The organism is Leptolyngbya sp. FACHB-60 (assembly GCF_014695775.1).
GTDB lineage: Bacteria > Cyanobacteriota > Cyanobacteriia > Phormidesmidales > Phormidesmidaceae > Nodosilinea.
On the sequence record NZ_JACJOX010000022.1, the window covers coordinates 58,355 to 82,787 of the forward strand.

Consider the following 24,433-nt stretch of genomic DNA (forward strand, 5'->3'; position numbering starts at 1 on the left):
CACTCGCAGCGGCTGCCTCATACAAATACCAAGGACAAACAGTATTAGCTGACTAGGTCAGGAGCCACTAGCGCCACAGGGGTCGCCTCACCCTCCGCTGCCAGATCAAGCGGGAAGTTGTGGGCATTGCGCTCATGCATCACTTCCATCCCCAGATTTGCTCGATTGATCACATCAGCCCAAGTGCCAATCACACGACCTTGGGCATCGAGAATGGACTGGTTGAAGTTGAACCCGTTGAGGTTAAACGCCATGGTGCTAACGCCCAGAGCCGCAAACCAAATGCCCACCACCGGCCAGGCGGCCATAAAGAAGTGCAGGCTGCGGCTGTTGGCATTCACCCCGAGCAAAATCTCATTGGTACGCCCTACCAGGCGGCCAAAATAACCGTGGGCAGCCACAATGTTGTAGGTTTCTTCTTCCTGGCCAAAGCGGTAGCCATAGTTCTGCGACTCGTTTTCAGTGGTTTCTCGCACTAGGGTAGAGGTTACCAGCGAGCCGTGCATGGCCGAAATCAGCGCGCCACCAAACACCCCGGCAACCCCCAGCATATGAAACGGATGCATCAAAATATTGTGCTCCGCCTGAAACACCAGCATGAAGTTGAAGGTGCCAGAAATACCCAAGGGCATTCCATCCGAGAAGGACCCCTGACCAATGGGATAAATCAGAAATACGGCGGTTGCGGCAGCTACGGGGGCAGAATAGGCCACACAGATCCAGGGGCGCATGCCCAGGCGGTAACTCAGCTCCCACTCGCGACCCATGTAGGCGAAGATGCCAATCAGGAAGTGGAACACCACTAGCTGGTAAGGGCCGCCGTTATACAGCCACTCATCTAGGGAAGCAGCTTCCCAAATGGGGTAAAAATGTAGGCCGATCGCATTCGATGAAGGCACTACAGCACCCGAAATGATGTTGTTGCCGTACATCAGAGAGCCAGCAACGGGCTCTCGAATGCCGTCAATATCCACTGGGGGTGCGGCAATAAAGGCAATTACAAAACAGGTGGTTGCAGCCAGCAGAGTAGGCAGCATCAGCACGCCAAACCAACCCATATACAGGCGGTTCTCGGTGCTGACGACCCAGTTGCAAAACTGCTCCCACAGACTGGCGCGTTCGCGCCGCTGCAAGGTAGTCGTCATAGTATTCAAAACACAAAAAACAGCAAGAATTGCCCCAATCAAGCGTGCTACAGACTACAGCGCCTCCTGAACCAGAAGCCCCTACATTTAGCCTGAAACAACGCTGTTTAGGACAAGTTAGCCAGAAATTCTTTACTGACCAACTTGTTAGTTAGCTTAACGCCCGTATCAGTCCATGTCAACAATTAACTAACTTGTTAGTTGGCAAGATTCTCTGATACGCTTGCTACTAGGCCTGTGGTTGCACCCCAGTTTGGCGCTGTATGCTGGATGGGTAAATTGGTGTAACCCCTGGATACCCTTGGCCACGAAAGTTGATCGAACCCCGCCCCGGCAAACCCGCGATGCCGAAGCCACTAAGGCTGAAATCTTAAATGCTGCGGAGGAAGAATTTGCCAAATTTGGCTTTAGCGGGGCTAAAACCGAGGCGATCGCGGCTAAAACCGGCGTGACCAAAGCCATGATCTACTACCACTTTGGCAGCAAAGAAGAACTCTACAAAGCGGTCATCCAGCGACCCGCCGAAGATTTTACCAATGCCTTTGGCGATCTGGAGCTGGAGACCATGCCGCCCGAGGAAGCGCTGAAAACCGTGATCAAAGTGGCGATCGCCCACGAAGTCAGCCATCCCCACTACGGCCAGGTGCTGCTCCATGAAGCGATGCAGAACCAGGGCAAACATTTCAAACTGACCGGTTGGATCAATCCCATCACCCGGGTCATTGCAGTCGTAGAACGAGGCATGAAGGAAGGTGTATTTCGCCCGGTGGATCCCTTTCTGGCCGTGATTCACATCATGGGCATCTGCACCTTTTACCACAATGCCCAGGCCAACATGCGCAACGTGCAGCCTGACTACGAGTGGTTCACCCCAGAGGCGATTGAACGCTTCACCGAATCTGCGATCGCTATGGTGTTAGCCGGGTTGAAAGCTTAACTTAACTCAGCAGAACTCCAAAACACAAAGGGCAGCGAGGAAATCCTCGCCGCCCTTTATCTCGTTGTCTAACCCTTTACAGGTCAGACCTTAGTAGCGGTAGCCGCTGCTGGTAGCACCGGGCTTGTGCACGATGAAGCTAGCGATCTGGCACTGCTTGACGTTGTCAAAGCCCACTACGCGAATGTAGCAGTTGGAGTACTCAGAGCGGCAAGCCTGCACTTCGCTCAGCACTTCTTGGGTAGAAGTGGCGTTGAACAGGGGCAGCTTCCACATGGTCCAGTAGTACTCCTCGGGGTTCGAGGCTTCGTTGAATTCCACAGCGGGGAAATAGCCCTGCTTGAGAATGTAGGCAATTTGCCGCTCGATCTGGGCATCGGTGAGCGGGGGCAGGTAGGACATCGTTTCAAAACGACGCTCTTTGGGCAGAGTTTTCATAGGTCCTCGTTAGGTTAACTAGGGTGCGATCGGCTGACGCCGTGTAAATGAATGAGCAACAGAGTTGGAGATTAATCGCCTACTCAGGGGAGGGGTCAGCGTCAGCCGTAGATTCTTGCGGGACATCGGCGTCCTCAACAACCTCTGAATCTACAGCGTGGTCAGCATCTCCGAGCTGAGTAAGGCGCTCTAAGTGCTGGCGGCGGTGTTCCATATTGGCCTGCTGGATGCTAGTGACCACCATCTCGGGCAAAAACTCGCAGATACCCTCTGCAATGTGCTGCCGCACGGTCATCACTCGAATGGCCAGGTCGGGGCTCTCGGTCAGCAGGGCACTCAGGTAGGCTTCGCCATCCTGAAGCGCTTCTTTAGTTGAGAACCCGTTGAGCCAATAGGCGCGGGCGGGGTTGGTTTCCTTGAGCTGGTTCAGCACTGTTTTCACAGCCTGAAACGTCAGGTAGCTAGTGAGCACCTTAGCGGTGTCTTTAGCCGTTTGCTTAAGGTCCATCAGTGTCTCTCGAACGATTGACGTAGACCCCGCCAGTGGGGCGGTTGGTAGCCCTGATCTAAGCCCGAACGGGTTGAAGATTCGGTAACTTGTGCAGCATTCCCCAAGAATTTTGGAACCCTGCGAATCGATAGACTGACCAACACACCCTAAACCGCTCCGTAGTGGGTACCGCAGCACCCGCTAGGCACTTAGATGGTGTCAACGGTGTCAAACTCGAACTTGATTTCCTTCCACAGTTCGCAGGCAGCGGCCAGTTCAGGAGACCACTTGCAGGCTTCGCGGATGATGTCGCCACCTTCGCGGGACAGGTCACGGCCTTCGTTACGGGCCTGAACGCAAGCTTCAAGCGCCACGCGGTTAGCGGTCGCACCAGGAGCATTACCCCAGGGGTGGCCCAGAGTACCACCACCAAACTGCAGCACGGAGTCGTCACCGAAGATTTCGACCAGTGCGGGCATGTGCCACACGTGGATACCACCAGAGGCTACGGCCATGACGCCGCCCATAGAAGCCCAGTCTTGGGTGAAGTAGATACCGCGAGACTTGTCTTGCTCGATGTAGTTTTCGCGCAGCAAGTCAACGAAGCCCAGAGTACCAGCGCGATCGCCCTCCAGTTTGCCCACAACGGTACCGGTGTGGATGTGGTCACCACCGGACATGCGCAGGCACTTGGCCAGCACGCGGAAGTGGATACCGTGGTTCTTTTGACGGTCGATGACGGCGTGCATGGCGCGGTGAATGTGCAGCAGCACACCGTTGTCGCGACACCAGTGAGACAGGGTGGTGTTGGCGGTAAAGCCACCCGTCAAGAAGTCATGCATGATGATGGGCATATTGAGTTCTTTGGCGTACTCAGCCCGCTTCAGCATTTCTTCACAGGTACCAGCAGTCACGTTCAGGTAGTGACCCTTGATCTCACCGGTTTCAGCCTGGGACTTGTGAATGGCGTCAGCCACAAACAGGAAGCGATCGCGCCAGCGCTGGAAGGGCTGGGAGTTGATGTTCTCGTCGTCTTTGGTGAAGTCGAGACCACCGCGCAGACACTCATACACAGCGCGGCCATAGTTCTTAGCCGACAGACCGAGCTTGGGCTTGATGGTGCAGCCCAGCAGGGGACGACCGTACTTGTTGAGGCGATCGCGCTCTACCTGAATACCGTGGGGAGGACCCTGGAAGGTCTTCAGATAGGCCACGGGAATCCGCAGGTCTTCGAGACGCAGGGCACGTAGGGCTTTGAAGCCAAACACGTTGCCCACCAGGGAGGTCAGCAGGTTGGTGACCGAGCCTTCCTCGAACAGGTCGAGGGGGTAGGCCACATAGCAGATGTACTGGTTGTCTTCGCCGGGCACGGGCTCGATGTCGTAGCAGCGGCCCTTGTACCGATCCATGTCGGTCAGCAGGTCGGTCCACACCGTGGTCCAGGTACCGGTCGACGATTCAGCGGCCACAGCAGCGGCGCACTCTTCGGGTGGCACGCCGGGCTGAGGGGTCATCCGGAACGCTGCCAGGATGTCGGTATCCTTGGGCGTGTAATCCGGAGTGTAGTAGGTCAGTTTGTAGTCCTTAACCCCGGCGCTGTAGCCAGCTTTTGATTGAGTCGTTGTCTGAGAGTAAGACATGTCTCCCTTCCTGTGAATCTAATGAAATCCCTCAAGCGAACCTTTACAGCCCAGCCACACACAAATAAGCTTCCTCACTTAAGGAAGCCTTTGCTCGGCCCAAGCCCCAGTCAGCCCACCTAAATTTGAGACGAGTAGAAATACCAAAGCACCCCTAAAGACGGCTGCCCTTCAAGCGCTTTTAGTATTTTTAATTACCGTATGGTTAGCATACTATCAGCGATCGGATAAGTTTAATTTTGGAAGATCTGTATACATTCATAATTAAAAACTATGAATCAAGGTGAACCAAGGTGTGGGTTTCTCAAGTTCTTTGAAGCAGACTTGGTTCTACGCCCCAACAGTGCTGGTCGACAAAATCTATCCAGAGACTCCGCTCCCTGAAATTGTCGATATACTGTAACGCTTGAGGCGCCGAAACCCTTGATGGGTCATTCATTAGGGGCTATTGCACGCCACCGCAAACCGTGGGGAGAGATTATGTTAAGCCTGCTGGTTCTATCGTCGCTAATGCTGTCACCGGGAAGTCTTCACCAGCCATCCCTTACCCTCGGGGAAGCCGCTCCGCGTCTGTCACCCCTCGCCCTTGATGCCCACCGCTCCGCAGCCCCTGCCCTTGCCCAGGCTCCCCTCACCAGCGACTATCGCGTTACCGCCCTCCAGCCCGACTTCACCGGCGATCTCTGGGTCGGCTCTTGGGCAGGGCTGTCGCGCATCAACCCCGAAACGGGGCAAGTGCTGCAACGCGTTAGAATGCCTAGCCGCACCCTAGAATCGCTAGCCCAAGACCGGGTCGGGCGCATCTGGGTGGGCACCTTTGACGGCCTGGTGCGAGTTGACCCCCGCACTAATGTGATTACTGCTCAAAACTTCACCCTGCCCTCCAACCGAGTGCTGTCGCTGTTGGTAGACAGCCGTGGCTTTCTTTGGGCCGGCACCGATCGCGGTCTGGCTATGATCAGCCCCGATCGCGGCCTACTGATGACTACCGTACAGGAGCTGCCTGGGGTCAGCGCCAACGCCCTGGCCCTCGACGGCAACAACAACCTCTGGGTCGGCACCCTCAGCGGGCTGGTGCAGATCAACACCGCCCGCGCCGCCCCAATTCGTGAAATTGGTGCCTTGCCTGGCGGCGCGGTGCAGTCGCTCACCCTCGGCCCCGAAGGCAATCTGTGGGTCGGCACAGCCAGCAGCCTGTTGGTTGTAGACCCAGTGCGGTCTGAGCTGGTGCGATCGGTGGGGACAATGCGCGATAAAAATGTGCAAACGGTCGAATTTGACCAGGCCGGCAACCTTTGGGTGGGCACCACTACAGGTCTATTTAAGATCAAACCCGACAGCGGTGAACTGCTGGGCCAGGTGCCCTCATTGCCCTCAGGGCGCATCCTGTCACTGTCACCCAACACCGGCAACAAAATCTGGGTCGGTACCAGCGAGGGGCTGGGCTGGGTCAGCCTCACCACAGGTGAAGGCAACCCTCACTGGGGCTTGGTGAGCCCTACCGTCGTCCAGACCCGCTAGGAAGTCTAGAAGTCTCAATATTCGCAGGGTAGCGTCAGGTGGTGCTTAACCCCTGCCAATCTCCGTACTCCGCTGCGCCCTGACGAACAACTCACCTGCCAAAAGCCATTCTGACCAGGGCACTGTGCCTAAGAGATAGCGCTACGCCTAGTTCAGGCGTTCCACAGTTTACGGTTCAAGCCCAAGTTAAGGAAATCTGGTCAAATTCGGCTGAGCCTGACGCAATTCTAGGGGCGACCAGCCAATCTAGGTTCGAGTAACCGCGTAAACACGCACGGGGAACGTGCCAAAACTCTGAACCTTAACGGGCACAGCATGGAGCTTAAAACCCGACTCAGGAAGACTTTCGAGATTGCACATATGCTCAACGATGGGGATATCTGCACCCAGTAAGATTGAATGCACAGGGCGATAGCCATCGCTAGTGTCGTCAATATTGAGCGAGTCAATGCCCACCAATCGAGCGCCAGCGGCTTGGAGCCACTCTGCCGCCGCTGCGGTTAGAAAGGGATGCCCCTTGAAGTACTGAGCTGTCCGCCAGTGCTGAGCCCACCCGGTATGTACAAGTACAGCTTTGTCCTGAACCGCTGCCCCTACGAACAACTCCGGGCCGATCGCCCGTTGCCCTGGGTCAGCCCGGAACAACAGCCCGTCGACATCGGCGATGGATTCTAAAGGCAGTTCTGATAAATCTTTGCCATCGGCGTACCGATGAAAGGGCGAATCTATATACGTGCCGGTATTGGCCGCCATTTCGATTTTGCCAATGTGGAAAGTGGTGCCTTTGGCATAATGAGCCTGCGAGGCCTCCCGGCTGAGAAAATCGCAAATAATGGGACCAGGAATACCTTCGTAGGTAATCATGCCGTGCTCTACGGTGTGGCTGAGATCGATCAGCATTCTCTTTTCTTTGGCAACGGCTATACCAAAATGCTAAACCGAGGGAGCCCTTCCCTAGCGACCTCTAGGCCCCAAAATTAGCTTCAAAGGCGAGTTTCTAGGTATTGCCCAATCATAATCTGTTCTCCAGCGCGGGAAATGACCGTTTGGCGGGTGCGGTAGCGCTGGCCGATCAGCCGCAGCTCTTCCTCAAAAGAGGAGTCGTTGTACTGGGTTTTGAGCACCAGGGTACGGCTGTCGTTGAAGTGGTACTGGGCGGTGACGGGCTTAGAGGTGGCAAAACCGCGATCGCGATATAAAGTCGTCCCCCGCACCCCAAAGATGGTGCTGCCCGCTACGGGCTTTTTGCCGGTGCCCATGTACTCGCTTTCCCAGGTGACGGTGGTGCCGCAGATCAACGGCTTTTGAGGATCAAGCTGGTGCAAGTTGGCGAGTTCCAAGAGCTGGTCTGTACCCGGCTCTAGAAACGCGATCGTGATCTGGCTCACCACTTCCTGAGTTTCGCCGCTCTTGAGGGTGTAGTAGCGACGCTCCGATCGCCAGTCTCCGGCGGTTTCTTGAAAAAAGGCCTGCACTAAAGGTTCAGCTAAAAGGCGGGCAACATCGGCGGAGAGGGGCATAGTCAAGCATCCAAAAGAGAATGTGCAGAGCAGCAAAAGTCAATCTACAAAAGCAGAATTGTTAGACTTCTTAACCTTAGATTTTTTCATCATAATGGGCGAGCAGGCGTCCGACAATGACCCCGGTGGGTGATTTAGCCCAACTTGTCGCCTATCCTACGTGGTCTTGCAGGAAATTCTGCAAGCATTAATACTCAACACCAGAATGCGCGAGGAGGCCCACATGCCGCTGATGAGAGCTTCGCAAACCCTGTTACCGTAGGAGGTAACGCAACTCCTTAGGGGCTAAGGCAATGGATTTAGCCGACATCACCTACTTTTTCGACTGCTGCATTGGTCAGTGGTCGATCGAACGCACCTACCACTACATTGCCCAGCGCGAGGTGGAACGATCGCACACCGACTTTCGCGTCGATGGCATTACCCCCGAGCTGCGGCGCAAGGTGCTGGCCGACAACAGCTACGTCCCAGTAGATGATATCGACCAGCTGCCCGGCTTTCAGTTGGCCTTCCACACCGTGTCTGACAAAGGTGAAGAGGTCTCCCAAGAGCTGCGCGCCCTGTTTGTACCCAAGCAGCAAACGGGCACTGTGCTGACGGGAGACTATTTGCGCGATCGCGCCTACGAAGAAGACCGCCCGATCATCTCCACCTTCACCTATGACCAGAGCAACCGCGAACTGCTCATGACCACCTCCTACACCCGTGTGGTCTCCGTCGATTCGATTTTGCTGGTCAACCCCAACACGCGCATTCGCCGCATTCTTAACTACCATCGGCCTGCTGAGGGAGAAGCAATGGATACCCTAGCGCTCGTCGGGTTTGGCGTAGAGGAAAAGGTAGAGTAGCGATCGGCGAATAGGCGCTTGCCCTGGATTGTGAACCCTTCCGCCCTCCAAGAGACAACTTAGGGCTAAGATCGGGAGGCAATTTCCCCCCGCCAGCATGACAGCCTTTTCTACCGCTCCTTTTAGCCCCGCCGAAATCGCCTCTGAGGGCATCAAGCCCGAGGAGTACGACGACATTGTGCAGCGGTTGGGCCGCCACCCCAACCGCGCCGAGCTGGGCATGTTTGGGGTGATGTGGTCAGAGCACTGCTGCTATAAAAATTCGCGCCCTCTGCTCAAGCAGTTCCCCACCGAGGGGCCACGGGTGCTGGTGGGGCCAGGGGAAAACGCAGGGGTGATCGACGCAGGCGATGGGCTGCGGGTAGCCTTCAAAATCGAGTCCCACAACCATCCCTCTGCCGTAGAGCCATTTCAGGGAGCTGCCACCGGAGTTGGCGGCATTCTGCGCGATATTTTCACCATGGGAGCACGACCGATCGCCGTGCTCAACTCCCTGCGATTTGGGGATCTAGCCGATAGCCGCACTCGCCGCCTGTGCCAGGGGGTAGTGTCGGGCATTGCCCACTACGGCAACTGCTTTGGGGTGCCCACCGTGGGTGGCGAGGTGTACTTTGACGCCGCCTACAACGGCAACCCGCTGGTGAATGCGATGGCGATCGGCATTATGGAAACCGACGACATCGTTAAGTCTGGGGCGGCGGGCCTGGGTAACCCAGTCGTGTACGTTGGCTCTACCACCGGGCGTGACGGCATGGGCGGGGCCAGCTTCGCCAGTGCCGAATTGACGGATGAGTCTGAGCAAAACCGCCCTGCCGTGCAGGTGGGCGACCCGTTTCTCGAAAAATCTTTGGTGGAGGCCTGTTTAGAGGCGTTTAAGACAGGGGCGATCGTCGCTGCCCAAGACATGGGAGCGGCGGGCCTTACGTGCTCCACCGCCGAGATGGCAGCCAAGGGGGGCGTTGGCATCGAGCTAGATCTCGACCTCATCCCTGTGCGGGAAACCGGCATGGTGCCCTATGAGTATCTGCTGTCGGAATCCCAGGAGCGCATGCTGTTTGTGGTCTCCAAGGGCCGCGAAGCCGAGGTGATCGAAATCTTCGAGCGCTGGGGCCTCCATGCCGTTGTGGCTGGAACAGTAATCGCAGATCCCATCGTGCGGATTCTGTTCCAGGGTGATGTTGCTGCCGAAATTCCCGCCCTGGCCCTGTCAGAAAATACACCCATCTACCATCGCGACTTGCTGCCAGAACCGCCCGACTATGCTCAAAAGGCCTGGGCTTGGAGCGAAGACAGTTTGCCGCCCTGCTCTGCTGCGGGAATGGCGTTCTTTGATGTAGGCGAAACAACCTGGGCGGAAGTTCTCCATCAGCTGCTGAGCCAGCCCACCATCGCATCAAAAGCCTGGGTCTACCGCCAGTACGACCACCAGGTGCAAAACAACACCGTCCGTTACCCCGGCCAGGGGGATGCCGCCGTCATTCGCCTGCGTCCCCAAGAAGCAGTTCCTGGGTATCGACCGAGTGGCACCACCCGAGGGCTGGCGGCTACAGTCGACTGTAACGCCCGCTACGTCTACCTCAACCCCTACGAAGGCGCTAAAGCCGCCGTGGCCGAAGCTGCCCGTAACCTCAGCTGTGTCGGTGCGCTGCCCCTTGCGGTGACCGACAACCTCAACTTTGGCAGTCCCGAGAAGCCCATTGGCTACTGGCAACTGGCCAACGCCTGCCGGGGCCTAGCCGATGCTTGCCGTGAGTTTGAGACCCCCGTGACCGGAGGCAATGTCTCGCTCTACAACGAAACTGTAGACAGCCAGGGCAACCCCCAGCCCATCTACCCCACCCCCGTAGTCGGCATGGTGGGGCTAATTGACGATTTGAGCCGCACCTGCGGCCAGGGCTGGCAGCAAGAGGGTGACTTGATCTACCTACTGGGCGTACTGGTGGAGCAGACGGGGACAGCAACAACTGACGGCAATCCCCTAGTCACCCTGGGCGGCTCAGAGTATCTGGCGGCGATCCACGGTCAAGCAACTGGCCACCCCCCGGCGATCGACATGGCGCTTGAGAAGCGAGTGCAGGCGACATGTCGCCACGGTATCGGCCAGGGCTGGGTGCGATCGGCCCACGACAGTGCCGAGGGCGGCCTAGCCGTGGCGTTGGCAGAATCGTGCATCAGTGGGCAACTTGGGGCCAAGGTGCAGCTGTCGCTGGAGGCCGGTCAGCCTAGCCAGCGGTGGGATCGGCTGTTGTTTGGGGAAGGAGGCGCCAGAATTGTCGTCTCGGTGAGCCGCGAGCATCAGGCTGCCTGGGAGGCGTATCTAACCCATCACCTGACGGACAATTGGCAATGGCTGGGCACCGTACAGGGTGACACTTTGACCCTTGCCACTGGGGATGGTCAAACCCTGATTGCCGATGCGGTTAAATCTCTGGCTTCTACCTGGCACACTGCGATCGAGCAGCGGTTAGCTGGGGAGAGCTAAGTAGGCTCCGAATTTTCCTTAATTGTCTACATGAAAGCCCAATAATCCTTTCTACGCCGGGCCTAGGGAGTCGCCTGCGGAGAATGCGGCAGGTGTTATGATCGAGCGTATGTTAAGGAACTATTAAATAGGTTAGGGAGTTCGGTAGTTTCTAATACCGCTTCGAAATTCCTGACCCTATGATGAAGCTGGGCTCGCATTGAGGGCAAAATGCGGCAGCCGAATGTGTTGAGAAGTCTTGCTCCTTTGCCAATTGCGTTCTTAAGCCACCCTGCACCACCAATGACGTTCCCTTCTAAATCTTTCCTAGACGAGTCCTACGATTCACCTCAGGACCATGTTGCGGATAATCGTTCCGAGGCGCTTCTCGATCGCCCTGACAAGCCTGAAGAAGCCTGCGGCATCTTTGGCCTCTATGCCCCCGACGAAGAAGTGGCGCGGCTGGCCTACTTTGGTCTATTTGCCCTACAACACCGGGGCCAAGAGTCAGCGGGCATCGCCACCTTCAACGCCTCCGGCAGCCACTGCTACAAGCACATGGGTTTGGTGTCCCAGGTGTTTGATGACCAAATTCTCAAAGATCTCACCGGTCACATTGCTGTGGGCCACACCCGCTACTCCACCACCGGATCTAGTCACGTATGCAATGCCCAGCCCGCCATGGTGCCCACCCGTCTGGGTGACCTAGCCTTGACCCACAACGGCAATTTAGTCAACGCCGCCGACCTGCGCGAAGAGCTGTTAGACCGCAACCATGACTTGGTAACCACCACCGACTCAGAAATGATTGCCTTTGCTTTGGCTGAGGCCGTCAACGATGGGGCCGATTGGGTGAGTGCCGCTGAGCAAGCCTTTAACCGCTGCTACGGAGCGTTTAGCCTGGTGATTGGTACGCCCAACGGCATTTTGGGTGCCCGTGACCAGCAGGGCATTCGCCCTTTGGTGCTGGGAGTGCTGGGCCAGGACATTCCTGAGGTGGGTCAGCCCGCTCACTACGTGCTGGCCTCGGAAACCTGTGCCCTCGATATCATTGGGGCTACCTACATTCGCGATATTGAGCCGGGTGAGCTGGTGTGGATTACCCCCGAGGGAATTAGTTCTCGCCAGTGGGCAGAGGCGACCCAGCGCAAGCTCTGCGTGTTTGAGATGATCTACTTCTCGCGGCCCGATAGCATTGTCAACGGAGAGAGCCTCTATAGCTACCGCCGCCGCCTGGGCCATCAGCTGGCTAAAGAAGCCCCTGCCGATGTGGATCTAATTATGGCAGTACCCGACTCTGGAGTACCAGCGGCGATCGGCTTTTCGCAGCAGTCTCAGATTCCCTACGCGGAGGGGCTGATTAAGAACCGCTACGTGGGGCGCACCTTTATTCAGCCCACTCAGTCGATGCGGGAGGTGGGCATTCGCATGAAACTGAACCCCCTTAAGGATGTGCTGGAGGGCAAGCGAATTTTGATCGTGGATGACTCGATTGTACGGGGCACCACCAGCCGTAAGATCGTGCAGGCTTTGCGGGATGCGGGTGCGATCGAAGTGCACATGCGGATTTCGTCGCCGCCGGTCACCCACCCCTGCTTTTATGGCATTGATACCGACAACCAAGATCAGCTAATCGCGGCTACCAAGTCCCTAGACGAGATTGCCAGTCAAATCAGTGTAGATTCCCTGGCTTACCTGAGCTGGGAGGGCATGTTGGCCGCGACGCACCAGGAGCCAGGCAGCTTCTGCTCTGCCTGCTTCACAGGCAAATATCCGGTAGAAATTCCTGAACCCTTTAAGCGGGCTAAGCTCAAGTTTGAGGCTAAAGAGCCGGTAGCGACTTAGCTAACGCAGGCCAGGGCTATGCGCCAGTCTTGGCCCTGCTGTTGCACTTTCAAAGAGCGGCATTTACCCAAAAATTTCGGCAGACCCTTGGGTTCGCCGATGCGTTTTAGTGCGGCGCTCATGGGTTCTTGGTAGACATGGGCAAAGTAGGCGGCTAAGACTGACAGCTGAATTTGGCTATCTGTCTGACCTGACGATAAACGCCAAAGGAGGGTGATCAGGGCCTGCTCTAGACTATGGGCATCGGTGATGGGCGGCGGCAAAGCTGCCTCCACTGCCCCCTCGGATCCCAAAGATTCTACTGACTGGGGAACGGCTATGAGGATTGCGGATTCGGGGAGGGGTGGGGTGTTGTCGTTAGCGCTCGCCTTGAGGGTGACGGCGATCTGCTTGCTGTTGGGTAAAGGGGAAAGGACAAAAGCGGTGTGGGATTTAAGAAACTGCCCTAGGGTTTTGTAGCCCGAGTTGGCTTGGAGCGCCTCGCTGGCGGAAAGATGGTGGCGATCGCGAAACAGCTTGCCCAGACGGCCCATCGTGACTGGCTGGTCAGGATCATCCTGGTGGGCTTGAGCCAGCAGCTGTTTGAGCGATCGCGCCGTTTCGGCTAGGGTGGGCACTTTCATCACCTGCTGGGTTGACTCGGCTGTCGGGTCGGCCCCCTCACCCGAGTCAAAGTAAACCTTCTGGGTGGTTTGCTGAGCCAGATTGAGCACCTCAAACCAACCGTCGTGGCGGTGGCCGACGCAATGGACGCTGACCCCTAGATTGAGCAGCGCATAGCCCAGGTGAAGCAGATCAGTATCCGTAGAGCAGATAAATACCTCGCGGATCAACGGGTTTTGAAGAGTAATTAGGGAAGTGTCTACGGCCATCTTGATGTCGGCACTGTTTTTGCCCGAGGGCACATGCACCATCTGATAGCCCCGCCGATATAGGTCGCGATCGCGGCGACCCAGCTTGCGCCAGTTGCCAAAGGCCAAGCGGTGCCGAATGGGGTATCGACCCACGGTTTGCAGAAATGCCTCCAACGCCTCAGGCGGGTTCATGTTTTCGGCATCCACCAACAATAGTCCGACCCAGGAAAGGTTGGAGGGTTCGTCCTGGGTTGGGTGAGCTGGGGACTGCTTAGGGATGGCGAGCGCTAACTGCTGCACCCGCTGCACAATCTGGCCGTAGGGCCTAGACCCCTGAAAGGCCGAGACAAACAACTTGACTAAAATACGCTCAACAGTCAGTACTGGCTGAGTGGGCTGTTGCTCAAGCCGCGCTGTTAGCTTAGCGATCTGCGCCTCCGCAGAGGTCGCCTGCAACCAGGCTCTACCGGCCTCCGTGAGCAGATCAACCCGCTGCTGCTGCGTTTTCAGGAGGACGGTGTGCAGAAAACGAGCAATCTTCTCATAGTGCTCTAGGTTAGGCGGCTCAGGGGAGCGAGTCATACCAGGGGCCTAAACGGTTGATGGCTTAGTCTACACGATGAAAAATTTAGCTTTTCTCAAAGCATAACGACGGCGGTTTCTCCGGTTTAGGTTACCCCTGTTGCGATAGCTATACTCCGCCGCTGGTCTAGACAGGGTAAACTTCAGCATGTCTAAGCAGTTTGCTGTAATAAACGACTGCTATATCGGCGCAATGGAGCGTTGACACCATGGGCAAGGGCAGAATAGAAGCCTTTAGCGACGGCGTGCTCGCTATCATCATCACAATTATGGTGCTGGAGCTGAAAATACCCCACGAGGCTGAGCTTACGGCGCTGCGACCGCTGATTCCGGTGTTCTTAAGTTACGTGCTGAGCTTTGTCTACATCGGTATCTACTGGAACAATCACCACCACCTGCTGCAGGCGGTGCGCCAGGTAAATGGCAATGTGCTGTGGGCCAACCTGCACCTGCTGTTTTGGCTGTCACTGATTCCCTTCGTCACTGGATGGACGGGGGAGAACCACTCTGCATCGCTGCCGGTAGCGTTTTACGGCAGTGTATTGCTGTTTGCGGCGATCGCCTACTACATCCTCACCCAAACGCTAATTGCCTGTGAGGGCCGCGAGTCGGCCCTGGCGATCGCTATGGGGCGCGATTGGAAGGGCAAGATTTCGGTGGCGATCTATGCGATCGCCATCCCCCTCGCCTTTCTCAACTCCTGGCTAGCCCTGTTGCTCTACGTCACAGTGGCAATTCTGTGGCTCATTCCCGATCGCCGTATCGAAAAGGCGCTGCTGTCTTGATGGCTCAGTGCCTTCTATAGGGCTGACAGCACGGCCCCCAAAACAGCACCCGTTGCGGGGTTGACGACCACAATGTGGTTGCCCAGCATCATCAAGGCTGTGTTTTTTGGCTGTCTAACTAGAGACGTCAGCATTTGGGGCAGCCGCAGCCGTCTGACTAAACCTGTGGGCAACCAGCGTCTACGGCCTACCTGTTGCTCAACGCCCGGCAAGGCATCAAGCTGGGTCAGTACCTCGGTGGGTAGATTGGCGATGCGGTCAGGACTGGTTGACGCTTCTGCGGTCGAGATGATCGATGCGATCGCCTCAAGCTGCTCCTGGGAAAGGTTGTCTAAAACCTCCGTAGGCACTGCTGTAACCTCTGCCACAGGTGCTTCGGCGGCTATGGCAGAGGTTACATCTGAGGCAATGGGCATCGTCTCTATCAGAGGCTCAGTTGTTGATTGCCCAAGTGACGGGTCGTCCACTTGCATTAAGTCGTCCACTTGAACATCAACAATTTTCGTATCGTCAACTTGAATCAGGACGGGAGTTTCTACAACCTCCTCCTGAGCTGGGTAAGCCTGGGCTACAGTCCACAGGCTGCTAGCTGCCACCAAACCCAAACTGACGCCTATTGTCCGCCGCCAAAGAAACATAAATGTTCTCCAAGAAATATGTTGGGTTGCCTACCATCACTGATGATCGTGTTTTGGCTGCTAGCTCTTGAGGGGAAACACACAGCAAATTTCCCTAGAGTTGAGGGGAGCCAGGGCCGACCGGTGTTGGAGCGGCTTCAAATCATTTGCCCATTCATTAGACCAACCCCAACCCTTAGCCTGACAGGCTAAAGGTTCAGTTTTCTAACTGGCTTGTTGGTAAGATTCCCGTCGTCGTCGGCTGCCCACTTAGGCAAACCCTGGCTAGGCATGCCCAGGCCATTATTAAAATTAAAATCGTTACTGCCACCAGAGAATGCTGCCGTCGCGCTTGTGGAGAGCGATCGCTTCTAACACGGTGGGTTCGCCCAGGTCGTCGGCCATAGGGGCGTCCCACTGGGCGCTACAGAAAACCCCGCAGGTCATAGAGCGAACCCCTGCTGGAAGATGTCTCTGGCCCAATTGCTCTGGACGGATTGACGTCTAAACTACAGCCAAGAACATGCTTGGATTGTCTAATTTCTGAAGCCTAGCCAGTGCTTGAGCACTCGCCAGCGGTGGGCCGGAGTGGGCAGCCGCAGCCAGTAGGCCCAGCGGCGCGACAGACCTCCCAGCCGCCCGGTGATGCATAGCCCAAATCCACAGACTACGGCCTCCCCCTGGCCGAGGGTAAGCATGTCGCCCAGATGGTTGTAACGAAAGGGTTTAAGAGAACGATTGGCGATCAGAGCCAGAACATTAGAGGCGACCGCAGGGCCTGCCTGGTAAGCGGCCTGGGCTGTAGTAGGGGCGCGATTCTGAAATGGATACTCGTTCTGAATCGGTTCCTGACTGCCCTTGGAATCACGCCCTGGGGCGGGCATGGCGGCCATATCCCCTAGCACAAAGACATTGTCGTAGTCAGGCAGTTGAAGGGTAGGCTTCACCTGGCATTGGCCAAAGGATGTGGAGTTGGGGACATCGTGCCCTAGCCAAGGGCGTGGCACTGTGCCCACCGTCCAGAGGGCGATATCAGCCTGACAGTGGTGGGTTTGGCCCTCGTAGCCAAAGGTCAACCCGCTAGCGTCTACCGCCTCGATCGCAGCATTTAAATAGACCTCTACCCCCCGTTTCGACAAAGCTCGCGCCGCCGCCCGCTGGATGCGTTGCGGATAGGAACGCAAAATTTCGCCCCGGCGATCGACCAAGGTGACCTGACCCCGGCGACCGAGGCGATCGCTCAGTTTGCAGGCCAGCTCGACGCCACTGGGGCCAGCCCCGGCCACCACCACCCCGACATGGGGCGATTGTTCGAGGTCGTTTAACCGGCGCTCCAGCTGTTCGGCATCCTGCAAGGTGTTAAACGGCAGACTATGGGTTTGGCTACCGGGGGTAGCGGGAGGCCGCATTTGGCTACCCAGCGCCACCACTAAGTAATCATAGGTGAGGGGTTCCCCATGGCGCAGGGTAACGCATTGCTGAGCTAAGTCAATGTGCTCGGCCCAGTCCTGGCGCAGGTTAACGGCGGTGTGTTTGAGCAACTCTCGGTAGGCAGGAGCGATCTCCCAGGGGGCTAGTTCTTGGGTGAGCAGTTCGTAGAGCAGCGGGGTAAAGTTGAAGCGATCGCGCGGCTCGACCAAGGTGATGTGGATGGGGCGGGGCGATCGCCGCGATCGCTGGTGCAGAGATAGGGCACAGTACAATCCCCCAAATCCACCCCCCAAAATGCAAATTTTTACCGTCCCGCCTGGGCTAGGGGCAGATGGGCTAAGGGCAGCGGGGTCATCTGAGGCAGCAGTAAATGGCTTCAATGGCATAGCGGGTGAACCGGGGGGCTGTGCCAAGGGTGCCCAGCTTACTGCACAATAGCGCTAGGTTGCCCTTGCTATCACTCAACCCCTTATCCCTACTCTATGTCTGAGTTTTGCCAGGGCTGTGCCTCACCTGCTATCGACCTCTGGCTGCTTTCTACCGACATTGAGACGGCGACCCAGCAGGCCTTCGAAGCCTGTTTGTCACCTGCGGAACAGGCTCAGCTACAGCGCATTCACCGGCCCGCTGTCCAGGGTCAGTTCCTGGCCAGTCGAGGCTGCCTGCGCCACCTGCTGAGCCGCTACACTGGTCAAGCGCCCGCCGCGCTTACCTTTGTCTACGGAGCCAAGGGTAAGCCAGAACTCAGCCCCGCTGCCAATAGCGCCGGCGTGGTGCCAAAGTTTAACCTGTCCCACAGTGGGCAGCGGCTGCTCGTGGCCATTAGCACCACCGCTGACGTCAGGGCGATCGGTGTGGATATCGAAGCCCTAGGTCCGGTGAAATGTCTGTCGGGTCTATGTCATCGCTACCTAACAGTCGCTGAGGCTGAAACCGTGCTGGCCCTGCCGCATCCCCAGGCTGACCATCGTTTTTTGCGCTACTGGACGGGTAAAGAAGCCTGCCTAAAATCTCTGGGCATTGGCATAGCCGACTCCATGCAGGCCCTAGAGTTGCGCTTAGAAACTCTAGATTTAACCTCAGTGCCGGCATCGGTGAACGTGATAACGGCACCGAGGTTAGACCATCCAGGGCAACTTTATCAGTGGCAGCTAGAACCAGGGTATATGGGCGCGATCGCCGTTCAAGCTCCCCACATAGAGCCAGAGCATTTGCACCTTTTGCCAATGACTCCTGCTGCCGTCCTAGCCGGGGACTGGCCCAACTAGAGCTAGCCTCAGATCGGCACCCCCCGATCCGCCTAGGTATCGCCCGGATCAGGTATCCCTAGGGGCAAGAGGGCATCATCGTGGTTCCAAGAAATATCAGGCATGCTGAGCGCGGCTTCCCGCAGGGCCACCTCCCAGTGCTTACGCATTTTGATCAAGTAGGGATCCCCCGCCTGAAACTTTGCCCGGTGGCGAACCTCAAAGCTGTTGGCTTGGTACATAGCCATATGAATCGGCGGCCCCACCGACAGGTTTGATCGCATCGTCGAGTCAATCGACAGCAGCGCGCACTTGGCTACCGCATCGAGGGGCACGTCAAACCCCAGGGTGCGATCGAGAATGGGCTTGCCGTACTTGGTCTCGCCAATCTGCAAAAACGGTGTCTCGGGGGTGGCCTTGATGCAGTTGCCCTGGCTGTAGATCAAAAATAGCTCTGGCACCTCTCCCTGCACCTGACCGCCCAGCAAAAAACTGCACTTAAAATCAATTTTGTCCTGGGCCAGCCAGGCGCGATCGGCCTCTTGCAGAGTACGAATTTGATCCCCCAGGTAGCGAGCTACATCGTAGAGGCTCTGCAAGCTGTGCAGATTGGGCTCGCGATCGTGCTTGATGTCTTGACCGAGTTGATGGACCACTGCCTGGGTAATCGACAGGTTGCCCGAGGTGCACAGCAAAATGACGCGATCGCCCGACTTAGAGAAATCAAACAGCTTGCGGTACGACGAAATGTAGTCAACCCCAGCATTGGTGCGCGAGTCGGCGGCCAGCACCAATCCCTCCTTCACCAAAATGCCCAAACAGTAGGTCATTGGTTTCCAACGGTACGTCATGGCGGCCCCGTCGCCCATTGAGTCAGGTCGCCGCAGTCCATAAACCGTAAAAAAGCGCCGGCTAAACCAGCGCCCTAAGAATACACCTAATTCCCATAGCCAGACTCGCGGCTTTTGATCCGGCGCAGCAGCGACCCGGCATCACAGCCATCGACCGCAATCTTACGATCCGGTCTGCTTGCTAGAGGTTTGGATGTACAGAATTAGCAGAAAAACCGTCGGTACCAGAACAAAAAGAATGCTGGCTACAAAACCAAGCTTATTGACTTCCATCAGTGCTTGCCTCTACTACTCTCAACCCAACAACGTCGCATCGAGTTTCTAACGCTGGCCGTCTCCATCCTTGTCAAACCTGCTTTAGCTCAACTCACCAAAGACTCGCTGCGCTTTAAAGACCCGACGACTTCAGGATATCACTCTACTCGATGAGAATGCAGCGCTGCACCAAAGCCCCCAAGCCAATGCTAGATGATCAAAGCTAGGCGCTCTTGGCTTTAGCCTCAGCCAGTGCCTTGCGGTTGGGCTTTGTGGCTACCGAAACCGGTCCATGCACCGTAGCCTGGCAAGCCAATCGGCAGCTCTCGGGCCATTTCTTCAGTTTGCGCTCTTCTACCTGGGTGCGAGGTGACAGGTTCTCACCACCCGCCACCACGTCGACGACGCAGGTGCCGCACTGACCGTAGCCACCGCAGTTTGTCAGCTTGCCGCTGAAGGTATAGATATCAATGCGGTTTTCCAAGGCCTTAAAACGCAGGTTGGCCCCGTCAGCAACGACAATCTCAGTGTCTTCGTTAACAAACTTAACATTAGCCATCAAGGGAATCTCCTTCACGTTCTGCGTTGTTAGCAGCGGTAAATCAAGCCTTTGGCCGCTGGACCGAGGTGTTTTTGAGTCGCAACCCCTGGCGATCGCCTCCAGCCAAGGCTCAAGCTGGTTGCGAGGGAAATTGGGACTGGTTACACTTCGTTAAGTAATTTCATTGTTACATCTCATCTGTACCAAATGATTCCGCATCCAACAATGACATCGCCCCCTCAGGCAATGGCGGGATGACGGGGCAATTGGAGCATTACTGAGAGCCTGATTCTGATAGGCTAATCAGTACTGGCATGCTTAAGACAATTCCCAAAACAACATTGTTTTACCTAGAGGAGGAGCGTAGTCAATGGGACTACCCTGGTACCGGGTACACACGGTCGTCGTTAACGATCCCGGGCGACTGATTGCTGTACACCTAATGCATACGGCCCTGGTAGCTGGCTGGGCCGGCTCGATGGCTCTCTTTGAACTGTCCACCTTTGACCCCAGTGACCCCGTACTTGACCCTATGTGGCGGCAGGGCATGTTTGTCCTACCCTTCATGGCACGACTGGGCGTAACCCAGTCATGGGGCGGCTGGAGCGTGACCGGCGCATCCGCCGTTAACCCTGGCTTCTGGTCCTTTGAGGGTGTGGCTGCGGCTCACATCGTCCTGTCAGGTCTGCTATTTTTAGCCGCCTGCTGGCACTGGGTCTATTGGGATCTAGATCTATTCCGTGATCCTCGCACCGGGGAGCCGGCGCTGGATCTACCCAAAATGTTTGGTATTCACCTATTTCTGTCGGGTCTTCTCTGCTTCGGCTTTGGGGCCTTCCACCTGACCGGTCTCTGGGGACCTGGCATGTGGGTATCTGACCCCTACGGTCTCACCGGTCACGTGCAAGGAGTTGCTCCTGAATGGGGTTCCGCAGGCTTTAACCCCTTCAACCCTGGCGGTATTGTGGCTCACCACATTGCCGCAGGAATTGTGGGCATTATCGCTGGCTTGTTCCACCTCACGGTGCGCCCGCCCCAGCGCCTCTACAAGGCTCTGCGTATGGGTAACATCGAGACGGTGCTGTCTAGCAGTATTGCAGCGGTGTTTTTTGCGGCCTTTGTGGTGGCAGGCACCATGTGGTACGGCAGTGCCGCTACCCCCATCGAACTGTTTGGTCCCACCCGCTACCAGTGGGATGGCGACTACTTTAAGCAAGAGATCCAGCGCCGGGTTCAGGCTGATGTCAACGCCGGGTCATCCCTAGATGAGGCCTACGCCAGTATTCCTGAAAAGCTGGCCTTCTACGACTACGTGGGCAACAGCCCTGCCAAGGGTGGTTTGTTCCGGGTTGGTCCTATGGTCCAAGGCGACGGTATCGCTGAGGGTTGGCTGGGTCACCCCGTCTTCAAAGATAAGGAAGGCCGCGAGCTGTTTGTCCGCCGCCTGCCCAACTTCTTTGAGACCTTCCCTGTGGTACTGGTCGACAAAGACGGCGTTGTTCGGGCTGACATTCCCTTCCGTCGGGCTGAGTCTAAGTACAGCTTTGAACAGACTGGTGTAACCGCTACCTTCTACGGTGGTGAACTCGGGGGTCAAACAATCTCTGAGCCTGCTCTGGTGAAGCGCTACGCCCGTAAGGCGCAGTTGGGTGAACCCTTCGAGTTCGATCGCGAAACCCTCGGCTCTGACGGGGTATTCCGCACCAGCACTCGCGGTTGGTTTACCTACGGTCACGCGGTGTTTGCGCTGCTGTTCTTCTTTGGTCACATTTGGCACGGGTCTCGTACCTTGTTCCGCGATGTGTTTGCGGGTGTAGACCCTGACCTGTCTCCCGAGCAGGTGGAATGGGGTTTCTTCGCAAAGGTGGGAGATACCTCCACTCGTAAAGAAGAAACGGTTTAGTTTCCCATAAGCTAACGTGCCCGGCGGTTGATTCTCTAAGATCATCCGTCGGGCACGTTACATCTAATCCTTGTAAACTAAAGATAACCCGGTTGAGATAGGAGCCTTTTTCACCATGGAAGCAGTCGCTTACATCTTCATTTTTGCCTGCATCATTGGCACCCTGTTCTTTGCGATCGCCTTTCGCGAACCCCCCCGTATTTCTAAGGACTAATCCCAGCGACCTAGTCACTTAGACCGACGATGGTTTGAGACTTACGCAAATTTGGCAGGACTTTCCAGCCATTTCGATTGTTTTCTCACAATTTAATTAATATAGAGGCAAGCCTTTCCGCTCATGGGAAGGTTTGCCTTTATTTTTTCAGGCTGCAACGGCTTTAACCCCCTGTGGCTTGGTTCTTTTCCTCCCATTGGGAGTGTGTCTATGCATTGCCCGTTCTGTCAGCATCTGAACAACCGAGTCCTAGAGTCGCGATCGGCGGAGGCGGGACGCAGCATCCGCAGGCGGCGGGAATGCTTGCGATGCGAACGACGATTCACCACCTACGAGCGTATTGAGTACGTACCCGTTACGGTGATCAAGCGCAGCACCGACCGAGAGCTGTTTGAACGCTCCAAGGTCCTGCGGGGTATAGTGCGAGCCTGCGAAAAAACTCCGGTGTCGTCTCTGACTATGGAGGCGATCGTCGATGACATTGAGGCCGAACTTCAGCAGCGGGCCACCCGCGAGGTGACCAGTGCCGAGATTGGTGAAATGGTGTTGGCCAAGCTCCAGGCCATGAATGAGGTGGCTTTTGTGCGGTTTGCCTCGGTGTATCGTCAGTTTCAAGGCATTCGCGATTTTGCAGAAACCCTCAGCCAGCTACAGGATGATCGGGGCGATCGCTCCCTAGGCAATGTGGAAAACAGCCAGTCCTCAACCTACGTAATTTCTGCCCAATCTCTGTGAGCCTGTAGTTGCAGTGAATTGAACGTCAAACTGAAACCAATCCTGGCGGCGTAGATCAACAACACCGCCTCTTCAGCTATAATTTTAATCCTGTGGGTTTATCGGGCTGTCTATGTCGGCACGCTGTGGCGTGGGGGCTGACTGTCACATATCTGAGTTGATTGTTTTGTACGTCTACACGGAAACCGCAGTATTACGGAGAAATAATAGGACAACACTAGCATGCTCAATCAGGACGTAAAGGACGCTGACATCGGGTTTACACACGAAGACTTTGCCGCACTTTTAGATAAGTACGACTATCACTTCAACCCAGGCGATACGGTTTCTGGCACCGTGTTTAGCCTTGAGCCCAGGGGCGCCCTGATTGATATCGGTGCTAAAACCGCCGCTTATCTTCCTATTCAGGAAATGTCCATCAACCGGGTTGATCACCCTGAAGAGGTGCTGCGCTCCAACGAAACCCGCGAGTTCTTTATTCTTACCGACGAAAATGAAGATGGTCAGTTGACCCTTTCTATTCGTCGCATTGAGTACATGCGCGCTTGGGAACGGGTGCGTCAACTCCAGCAGGAAGACGCTACCGTCCGTTCTGGTGTGTTTGCCACCAACCGCGGTGGTGCCCTGGTGCGCATTGAGGGTCTGCGTGGCTTTATTCCCGGCTCCCACATCAGCACCCGCAAGCCAAAAGAAGACCTAGTGGGAGAAGACCTCCCCCTCAAGTTCCTAGAAGTCGACGAAGAGCGCAACCGTCTCGTGCTCAGCCATCGTCGTGCTCTGGTTGAGCGCAAGATGAATGGTCTTCAAGTGGGCGAAGTGGTGCTGGGCGCGGTACGCGGCCTCAAGCCCTACGGTGCCTTTATCGACATCGGCGGCGTTAGCGGTTTGCTGCACATCTCTGAGATTTCCCACGACCACATTGACACGCCTCACAGCGTGCTCAACGTCAACGACGAAATTAAGGTCATGATCATCGATCTCGATGCTGAGCGAGGTCGGATTTCCCTCTCGACTAAGCAGCTAGAGCCCGAACCGGGTGACATGGTCAAGAACCCTGACCTGGTTTACGACAAGGCTGAGGAAATGGCCGCTAAGTACCGCGAAGCCATGCGTCGTCAGGCTGCCGAGCAAGCCGGTGAAATCATCGACGAGCCTGAAGAGGTGTATGAAGAGGAAGAAGTGGCCGTGGCCGTAGAGTAGGTTCACCGCCCTAGTCTAATCGCTCTCTGAATAACGCCAGTGCCCGCTCGATGACCTCATCGGGCGGGCACCATCTATATTTGCTCAAGTCAATGCGACCTCCGCGGTTAAACTCAATGCCTTCGTCCTCTAACATGACCCGCTGAATATAGTCGCTGCCGTTGCGCCGGGGTGACTCGGAGACCTCTCCCTTGGCATTGATCACCCGTTGCCAAGGGACGTCGTCGGTGGTCATGTCAACTCGGTAAAGGGCGTAGCCCACTAGGCGGGGTTTGCCAATCAGCCCGGCTAGGTCAGCCACCTGGCCGTAGGTAGCGACCTGACCCCGAGGAATTTGGCGGACTACAGCGTAGATGCGTTCGTAGGTCAGCAT

25 protein-coding genes are annotated in these 24,433 nt (G+C 56.3%); 11 read left to right on the forward strand and 14 right to left on the reverse strand.

What is annotated here, in order from left to right:
* Positions 1-44: 44 nt before the first annotated feature.
* The gene (gene psbA, locus H6F57_RS08270) at positions 45-1,145 is read right to left on the reverse strand and encodes a photosystem II q(b) protein (RefSeq protein WP_190628752.1); all 1,101 of its coding nucleotides are present in this window, start codon (positions 1,143-1,145) and stop codon (positions 45-47) included.
* Positions 1,146-1,446: 301 nt separating this feature from the next.
* On the opposite strand from psbA, the gene H6F57_RS08275 reads away from it, so the two are divergent.
* A complete protein-coding gene (locus H6F57_RS08275) occupies positions 1,447-2,082 on the forward strand; it encodes a TetR/AcrR family transcriptional regulator (protein ID WP_199289802.1) in 636 nt (211 codons plus the stop codon).
* A gap of 90 nt (positions 2,083-2,172) precedes the next feature.
* Here H6F57_RS08275 and H6F57_RS08280 read toward each other — a convergent pair whose 3' ends face one another.
* The 3 genes from H6F57_RS08280 to H6F57_RS08290 form a co-directional block, all read right to left on the reverse strand.
* Positions 2,173-2,520, reverse strand: a complete 348-nt coding sequence (locus tag H6F57_RS08280; RefSeq protein ID WP_190628750.1) for a ribulose bisphosphate carboxylase small subunit — start codon at positions 2,518-2,520, stop codon at positions 2,173-2,175.
* 79 nt (positions 2,521-2,599) lie between these two features.
* Entirely contained in the window at positions 2,600-3,028 is a 429-nt protein-coding gene (locus H6F57_RS08285) for a chaperonin family protein RbcX (RefSeq protein ID WP_190628748.1), read from the reverse strand.
* A 191-nt stretch (positions 3,029-3,219) separates the two neighbouring features.
* Positions 3,220-4,650, reverse strand: coding sequence for a form I ribulose bisphosphate carboxylase large subunit (locus H6F57_RS08290; RefSeq protein ID WP_190628747.1), 1,431 nt, complete (start codon positions 4,648-4,650; stop codon positions 3,220-3,222).
* A gap of 480 nt (positions 4,651-5,130) precedes the next feature.
* Between H6F57_RS08290 and H6F57_RS08295 the strand changes: the two genes are divergently transcribed.
* Positions 5,131-6,171 (forward strand): two-component regulator propeller domain-containing protein, encoded by a 1,041-nt coding sequence (locus tag H6F57_RS08295; RefSeq protein WP_199289801.1) that lies wholly within the window; start codon positions 5,131-5,133, stop codon positions 6,169-6,171.
* A gap of 246 nt (positions 6,172-6,417) precedes the next feature.
* Here the strand turns inward: H6F57_RS08295 and H6F57_RS08300 are convergent, their stop codons facing one another.
* Both H6F57_RS08300 and H6F57_RS08305 read right to left on the reverse strand, forming a co-directional pair.
* Positions 6,418-7,071, reverse strand: a complete 654-nt coding sequence (locus H6F57_RS08300) for a cyclase family protein (protein WP_190628745.1) — start codon at positions 7,069-7,071, stop codon at positions 6,418-6,420.
* Between the two features lie 83 nt (positions 7,072-7,154).
* On the reverse strand, positions 7,155-7,691 hold the full coding sequence (locus tag H6F57_RS08305) for a phycobiliprotein lyase (protein ID WP_190628743.1): 537 nt from the start codon (positions 7,689-7,691) through the stop codon (positions 7,155-7,157).
* A 293-nt stretch (positions 7,692-7,984) separates the two neighbouring features.
* On the opposite strand from H6F57_RS08305, the gene H6F57_RS08310 reads away from it, so the two are divergent.
* The 3 genes from H6F57_RS08310 (at position 7,985) to purF (ending at position 12,845) form a co-directional block, all read left to right on the forward strand.
* Complete coding sequence (locus H6F57_RS08310; RefSeq protein WP_190628741.1) at positions 7,985-8,539, forward strand: phycobiliprotein lyase; 555 nt, start codon at positions 7,985-7,987, stop codon at positions 8,537-8,539.
* A gap of 97 nt (positions 8,540-8,636) precedes the next feature.
* Positions 8,637-11,021 (forward strand): phosphoribosylformylglycinamidine synthase subunit PurL, encoded by a 2,385-nt coding sequence (gene purL, locus H6F57_RS08315; RefSeq protein WP_190628739.1) that lies wholly within the window; start codon positions 8,637-8,639, stop codon positions 11,019-11,021.
* A 282-nt stretch (positions 11,022-11,303) separates the two neighbouring features.
* Entirely contained in the window at positions 11,304-12,845 is a 1,542-nt protein-coding gene (gene purF, locus H6F57_RS08320) for an amidophosphoribosyltransferase (protein WP_190628738.1), read from the forward strand.
* Here purF and H6F57_RS08325 read toward each other — a convergent pair.
* Positions 12,842-14,281, reverse strand: coding sequence for an NYN domain-containing protein (locus H6F57_RS08325; RefSeq protein ID WP_190628736.1), 1,440 nt, complete (start codon positions 14,279-14,281; stop codon positions 12,842-12,844). The genes purF and H6F57_RS08325 overlap by 4 nt on opposite strands.
* Before the next feature lie 209 nt (positions 14,282-14,490).
* Here H6F57_RS08325 and H6F57_RS08330 point away from each other — a divergent pair, with 209 nt between their 5' ends.
* Complete coding sequence (locus H6F57_RS08330; protein ID WP_190628735.1) at positions 14,491-15,066, forward strand: TMEM175 family protein; 576 nt, start codon at positions 14,491-14,493, stop codon at positions 15,064-15,066.
* Between the two features lie 14 nt (positions 15,067-15,080).
* On the opposite strand, the gene H6F57_RS08335 is transcribed toward H6F57_RS08330, so the two are convergent.
* From H6F57_RS08335 to H6F57_RS08340, 3 genes are all read right to left on the reverse strand, one after another.
* On the reverse strand, positions 15,081-15,704 hold the full coding sequence (locus tag H6F57_RS08335) for a hypothetical protein (RefSeq protein WP_190628733.1): 624 nt from the start codon (positions 15,702-15,704) through the stop codon (positions 15,081-15,083).
* 300 nt (positions 15,705-16,004) lie between these two features.
* Entirely contained in the window at positions 16,005-16,130 is a 126-nt protein-coding gene (locus H6F57_RS27950) for a hypothetical protein (protein WP_277873684.1), read from the reverse strand.
* Between the two features lie 89 nt (positions 16,131-16,219).
* Positions 16,220-17,500: an NAD(P)/FAD-dependent oxidoreductase gene (locus H6F57_RS08340; RefSeq protein WP_190628732.1), complete on the reverse strand. Its 1,281-nt coding sequence runs from the start codon at positions 17,498-17,500 to the stop codon at positions 16,220-16,222.
* Between the two features lie 96 nt (positions 17,501-17,596).
* On the opposite strand from H6F57_RS08340, the gene H6F57_RS08345 reads away from it, so the two are divergent.
* Positions 17,597-18,382: a 4'-phosphopantetheinyl transferase superfamily protein gene (locus H6F57_RS08345; RefSeq protein WP_190628730.1), complete on the forward strand. Its 786-nt coding sequence runs from the start codon at positions 17,597-17,599 to the stop codon at positions 18,380-18,382.
* A 32-nt stretch (positions 18,383-18,414) separates the two neighbouring features.
* On the opposite strand, the gene H6F57_RS08350 is transcribed toward H6F57_RS08345, so the two are convergent.
* From H6F57_RS08350 to H6F57_RS08360, 3 genes are all read right to left on the reverse strand, one after another.
* The gene (locus H6F57_RS08350; RefSeq protein WP_190628728.1) at positions 18,415-19,191 is read right to left on the reverse strand and encodes a proteasome-type protease; all 777 of its coding nucleotides are present in this window, start codon (positions 19,189-19,191) and stop codon (positions 18,415-18,417) included.
* 183 nt (positions 19,192-19,374) lie between these two features.
* Positions 19,375-19,485, reverse strand: a complete 111-nt coding sequence (gene psbM / locus H6F57_RS08355) for a photosystem II reaction center protein PsbM (protein ID WP_017300174.1) — start codon at positions 19,483-19,485, stop codon at positions 19,375-19,377.
* Positions 19,486-19,690: 205 nt separating this feature from the next.
* On the reverse strand, positions 19,691-20,026 hold the full coding sequence (locus H6F57_RS08360; RefSeq protein ID WP_190628727.1) for a 2Fe-2S iron-sulfur cluster-binding protein: 336 nt from the start codon (positions 20,024-20,026) through the stop codon (positions 19,691-19,693).
* Between the two features lie 352 nt (positions 20,027-20,378).
* Between H6F57_RS08360 and psbB the strand changes: the two genes are divergently transcribed.
* From psbB to H6F57_RS08380, 4 genes are all read left to right on the forward strand, one after another.
* Complete coding sequence (psbB, locus tag H6F57_RS08365) at positions 20,379-21,911, forward strand: photosystem II chlorophyll-binding protein CP47 (RefSeq protein WP_190628725.1); 1,533 nt, start codon at positions 20,379-20,381, stop codon at positions 21,909-21,911.
* A gap of 115 nt (positions 21,912-22,026) precedes the next feature.
* Positions 22,027-22,125 (forward strand): photosystem II reaction center protein T, encoded by a 99-nt coding sequence (locus H6F57_RS08370; protein ID WP_073607450.1) that lies wholly within the window; start codon positions 22,027-22,029, stop codon positions 22,123-22,125.
* A 210-nt stretch (positions 22,126-22,335) separates the two neighbouring features.
* Entirely contained in the window at positions 22,336-22,860 is a 525-nt protein-coding gene (gene nrdR, locus H6F57_RS08375; RefSeq protein WP_190628723.1) for a transcriptional regulator NrdR, read from the forward strand.
* 222 nt (positions 22,861-23,082) lie between these two features.
* Positions 23,083-24,060, forward strand: coding sequence for a 30S ribosomal protein S1 (locus H6F57_RS08380; protein ID WP_190628722.1), 978 nt, complete (start codon positions 23,083-23,085; stop codon positions 24,058-24,060).
* Between the two features lie 10 nt (positions 24,061-24,070).
* Here the strand turns inward: H6F57_RS08380 and H6F57_RS08385 are convergent, their stop codons facing one another.
* On the reverse strand, positions 24,071-24,433 hold the full coding sequence (locus H6F57_RS08385; RefSeq protein WP_190628720.1) for an MGMT family protein: 363 nt from the start codon (positions 24,431-24,433) through the stop codon (positions 24,071-24,073).

Coding starts and splice junctions, on each gene's coding strand:
- H6F57_RS08290 (WP_190628747.1), bottom strand. CDS start 4,650: ATGTCTTACTCTCAGACAACGACTCAATCAAAAGCTGGCTACAGCGCC.
- H6F57_RS08325 (WP_190628736.1), bottom strand. CDS start 14,281: ATGACTCGCTCCCCTGAGCCGCCTAACCTAGAGCACTATGAGAAGATT.
- psbB (WP_190628725.1), top strand. CDS start 20,379: ATGGGACTACCCTGGTACCGGGTACACACGGTCGTCGTTAACGATCCC.
- purL (WP_190628739.1), top strand. CDS start 8,637: ATGACAGCCTTTTCTACCGCTCCTTTTAGCCCCGCCGAAATCGCCTCT.
- H6F57_RS08385 (WP_190628720.1), bottom strand. CDS start 24,433: ATGCTGACCTACGAACGCATCTACGCTGTAGTCCGCCAAATTCCTCGG.
- H6F57_RS08335 (WP_190628733.1), bottom strand. CDS start 15,704: ATGTTTCTTTGGCGGCGGACAATAGGCGTCAGTTTGGGTTTGGTGGCA.
- H6F57_RS08305 (WP_190628743.1), bottom strand. CDS start 7,691: ATGCCCCTCTCCGCCGATGTTGCCCGCCTTTTAGCTGAACCTTTAGTG.
- H6F57_RS08370 (WP_073607450.1), top strand. CDS start 22,027: ATGGAAGCAGTCGCTTACATCTTCATTTTTGCCTGCATCATTGGCACC.
- H6F57_RS08280 (WP_190628750.1), bottom strand. CDS start 2,520: ATGAAAACTCTGCCCAAAGAGCGTCGTTTTGAAACGATGTCCTACCTG.
- H6F57_RS08310 (WP_190628741.1), top strand. CDS start 7,985: ATGGATTTAGCCGACATCACCTACTTTTTCGACTGCTGCATTGGTCAG.
- H6F57_RS08360 (WP_190628727.1), bottom strand. CDS start 20,026: ATGGCTAATGTTAAGTTTGTTAACGAAGACACTGAGATTGTCGTTGCT.
- H6F57_RS08295 (WP_199289801.1), top strand. CDS start 5,131: ATGTTAAGCCTGCTGGTTCTATCGTCGCTAATGCTGTCACCGGGAAGT.
- psbM (WP_017300174.1), bottom strand. CDS start 19,485: ATGGAAGTCAATAAGCTTGGTTTTGTAGCCAGCATTCTTTTTGTTCTG.
- H6F57_RS08285 (WP_190628748.1), bottom strand. CDS start 3,028: ATGGACCTTAAGCAAACGGCTAAAGACACCGCTAAGGTGCTCACTAGC.
- H6F57_RS08300 (WP_190628745.1), bottom strand. CDS start 7,071: ATGCTGATCGATCTCAGCCACACCGTAGAGCACGGCATGATTACCTAC.
- H6F57_RS27950 (WP_277873684.1), bottom strand. CDS start 16,130: ATGACCTGCGGGGTTTTCTGTAGCGCCCAGTGGGACGCCCCTATGGCC.
- H6F57_RS08350 (WP_190628728.1), bottom strand. CDS start 19,191: ATGACCTACTGTTTGGGCATTTTGGTGAAGGAGGGATTGGTGCTGGCC.
- psbA (WP_190628752.1), bottom strand. CDS start 1,145: ATGACGACTACCTTGCAGCGGCGCGAACGCGCCAGTCTGTGGGAGCAG.
- purF (WP_190628738.1), top strand. CDS start 11,304: ATGACGTTCCCTTCTAAATCTTTCCTAGACGAGTCCTACGATTCACCT.
- H6F57_RS08330 (WP_190628735.1), top strand. CDS start 14,491: ATGGGCAAGGGCAGAATAGAAGCCTTTAGCGACGGCGTGCTCGCTATC.
- nrdR (WP_190628723.1), top strand. CDS start 22,336: ATGCATTGCCCGTTCTGTCAGCATCTGAACAACCGAGTCCTAGAGTCG.
- H6F57_RS08380 (WP_190628722.1), top strand. CDS start 23,083: ATGCTCAATCAGGACGTAAAGGACGCTGACATCGGGTTTACACACGAA.
- H6F57_RS08345 (WP_190628730.1), top strand. CDS start 17,597: ATGTCTGAGTTTTGCCAGGGCTGTGCCTCACCTGCTATCGACCTCTGG.
- H6F57_RS08340 (WP_190628732.1), bottom strand. CDS start 17,500: ATGCCATTGAAGCCATTTACTGCTGCCTCAGATGACCCCGCTGCCCTT.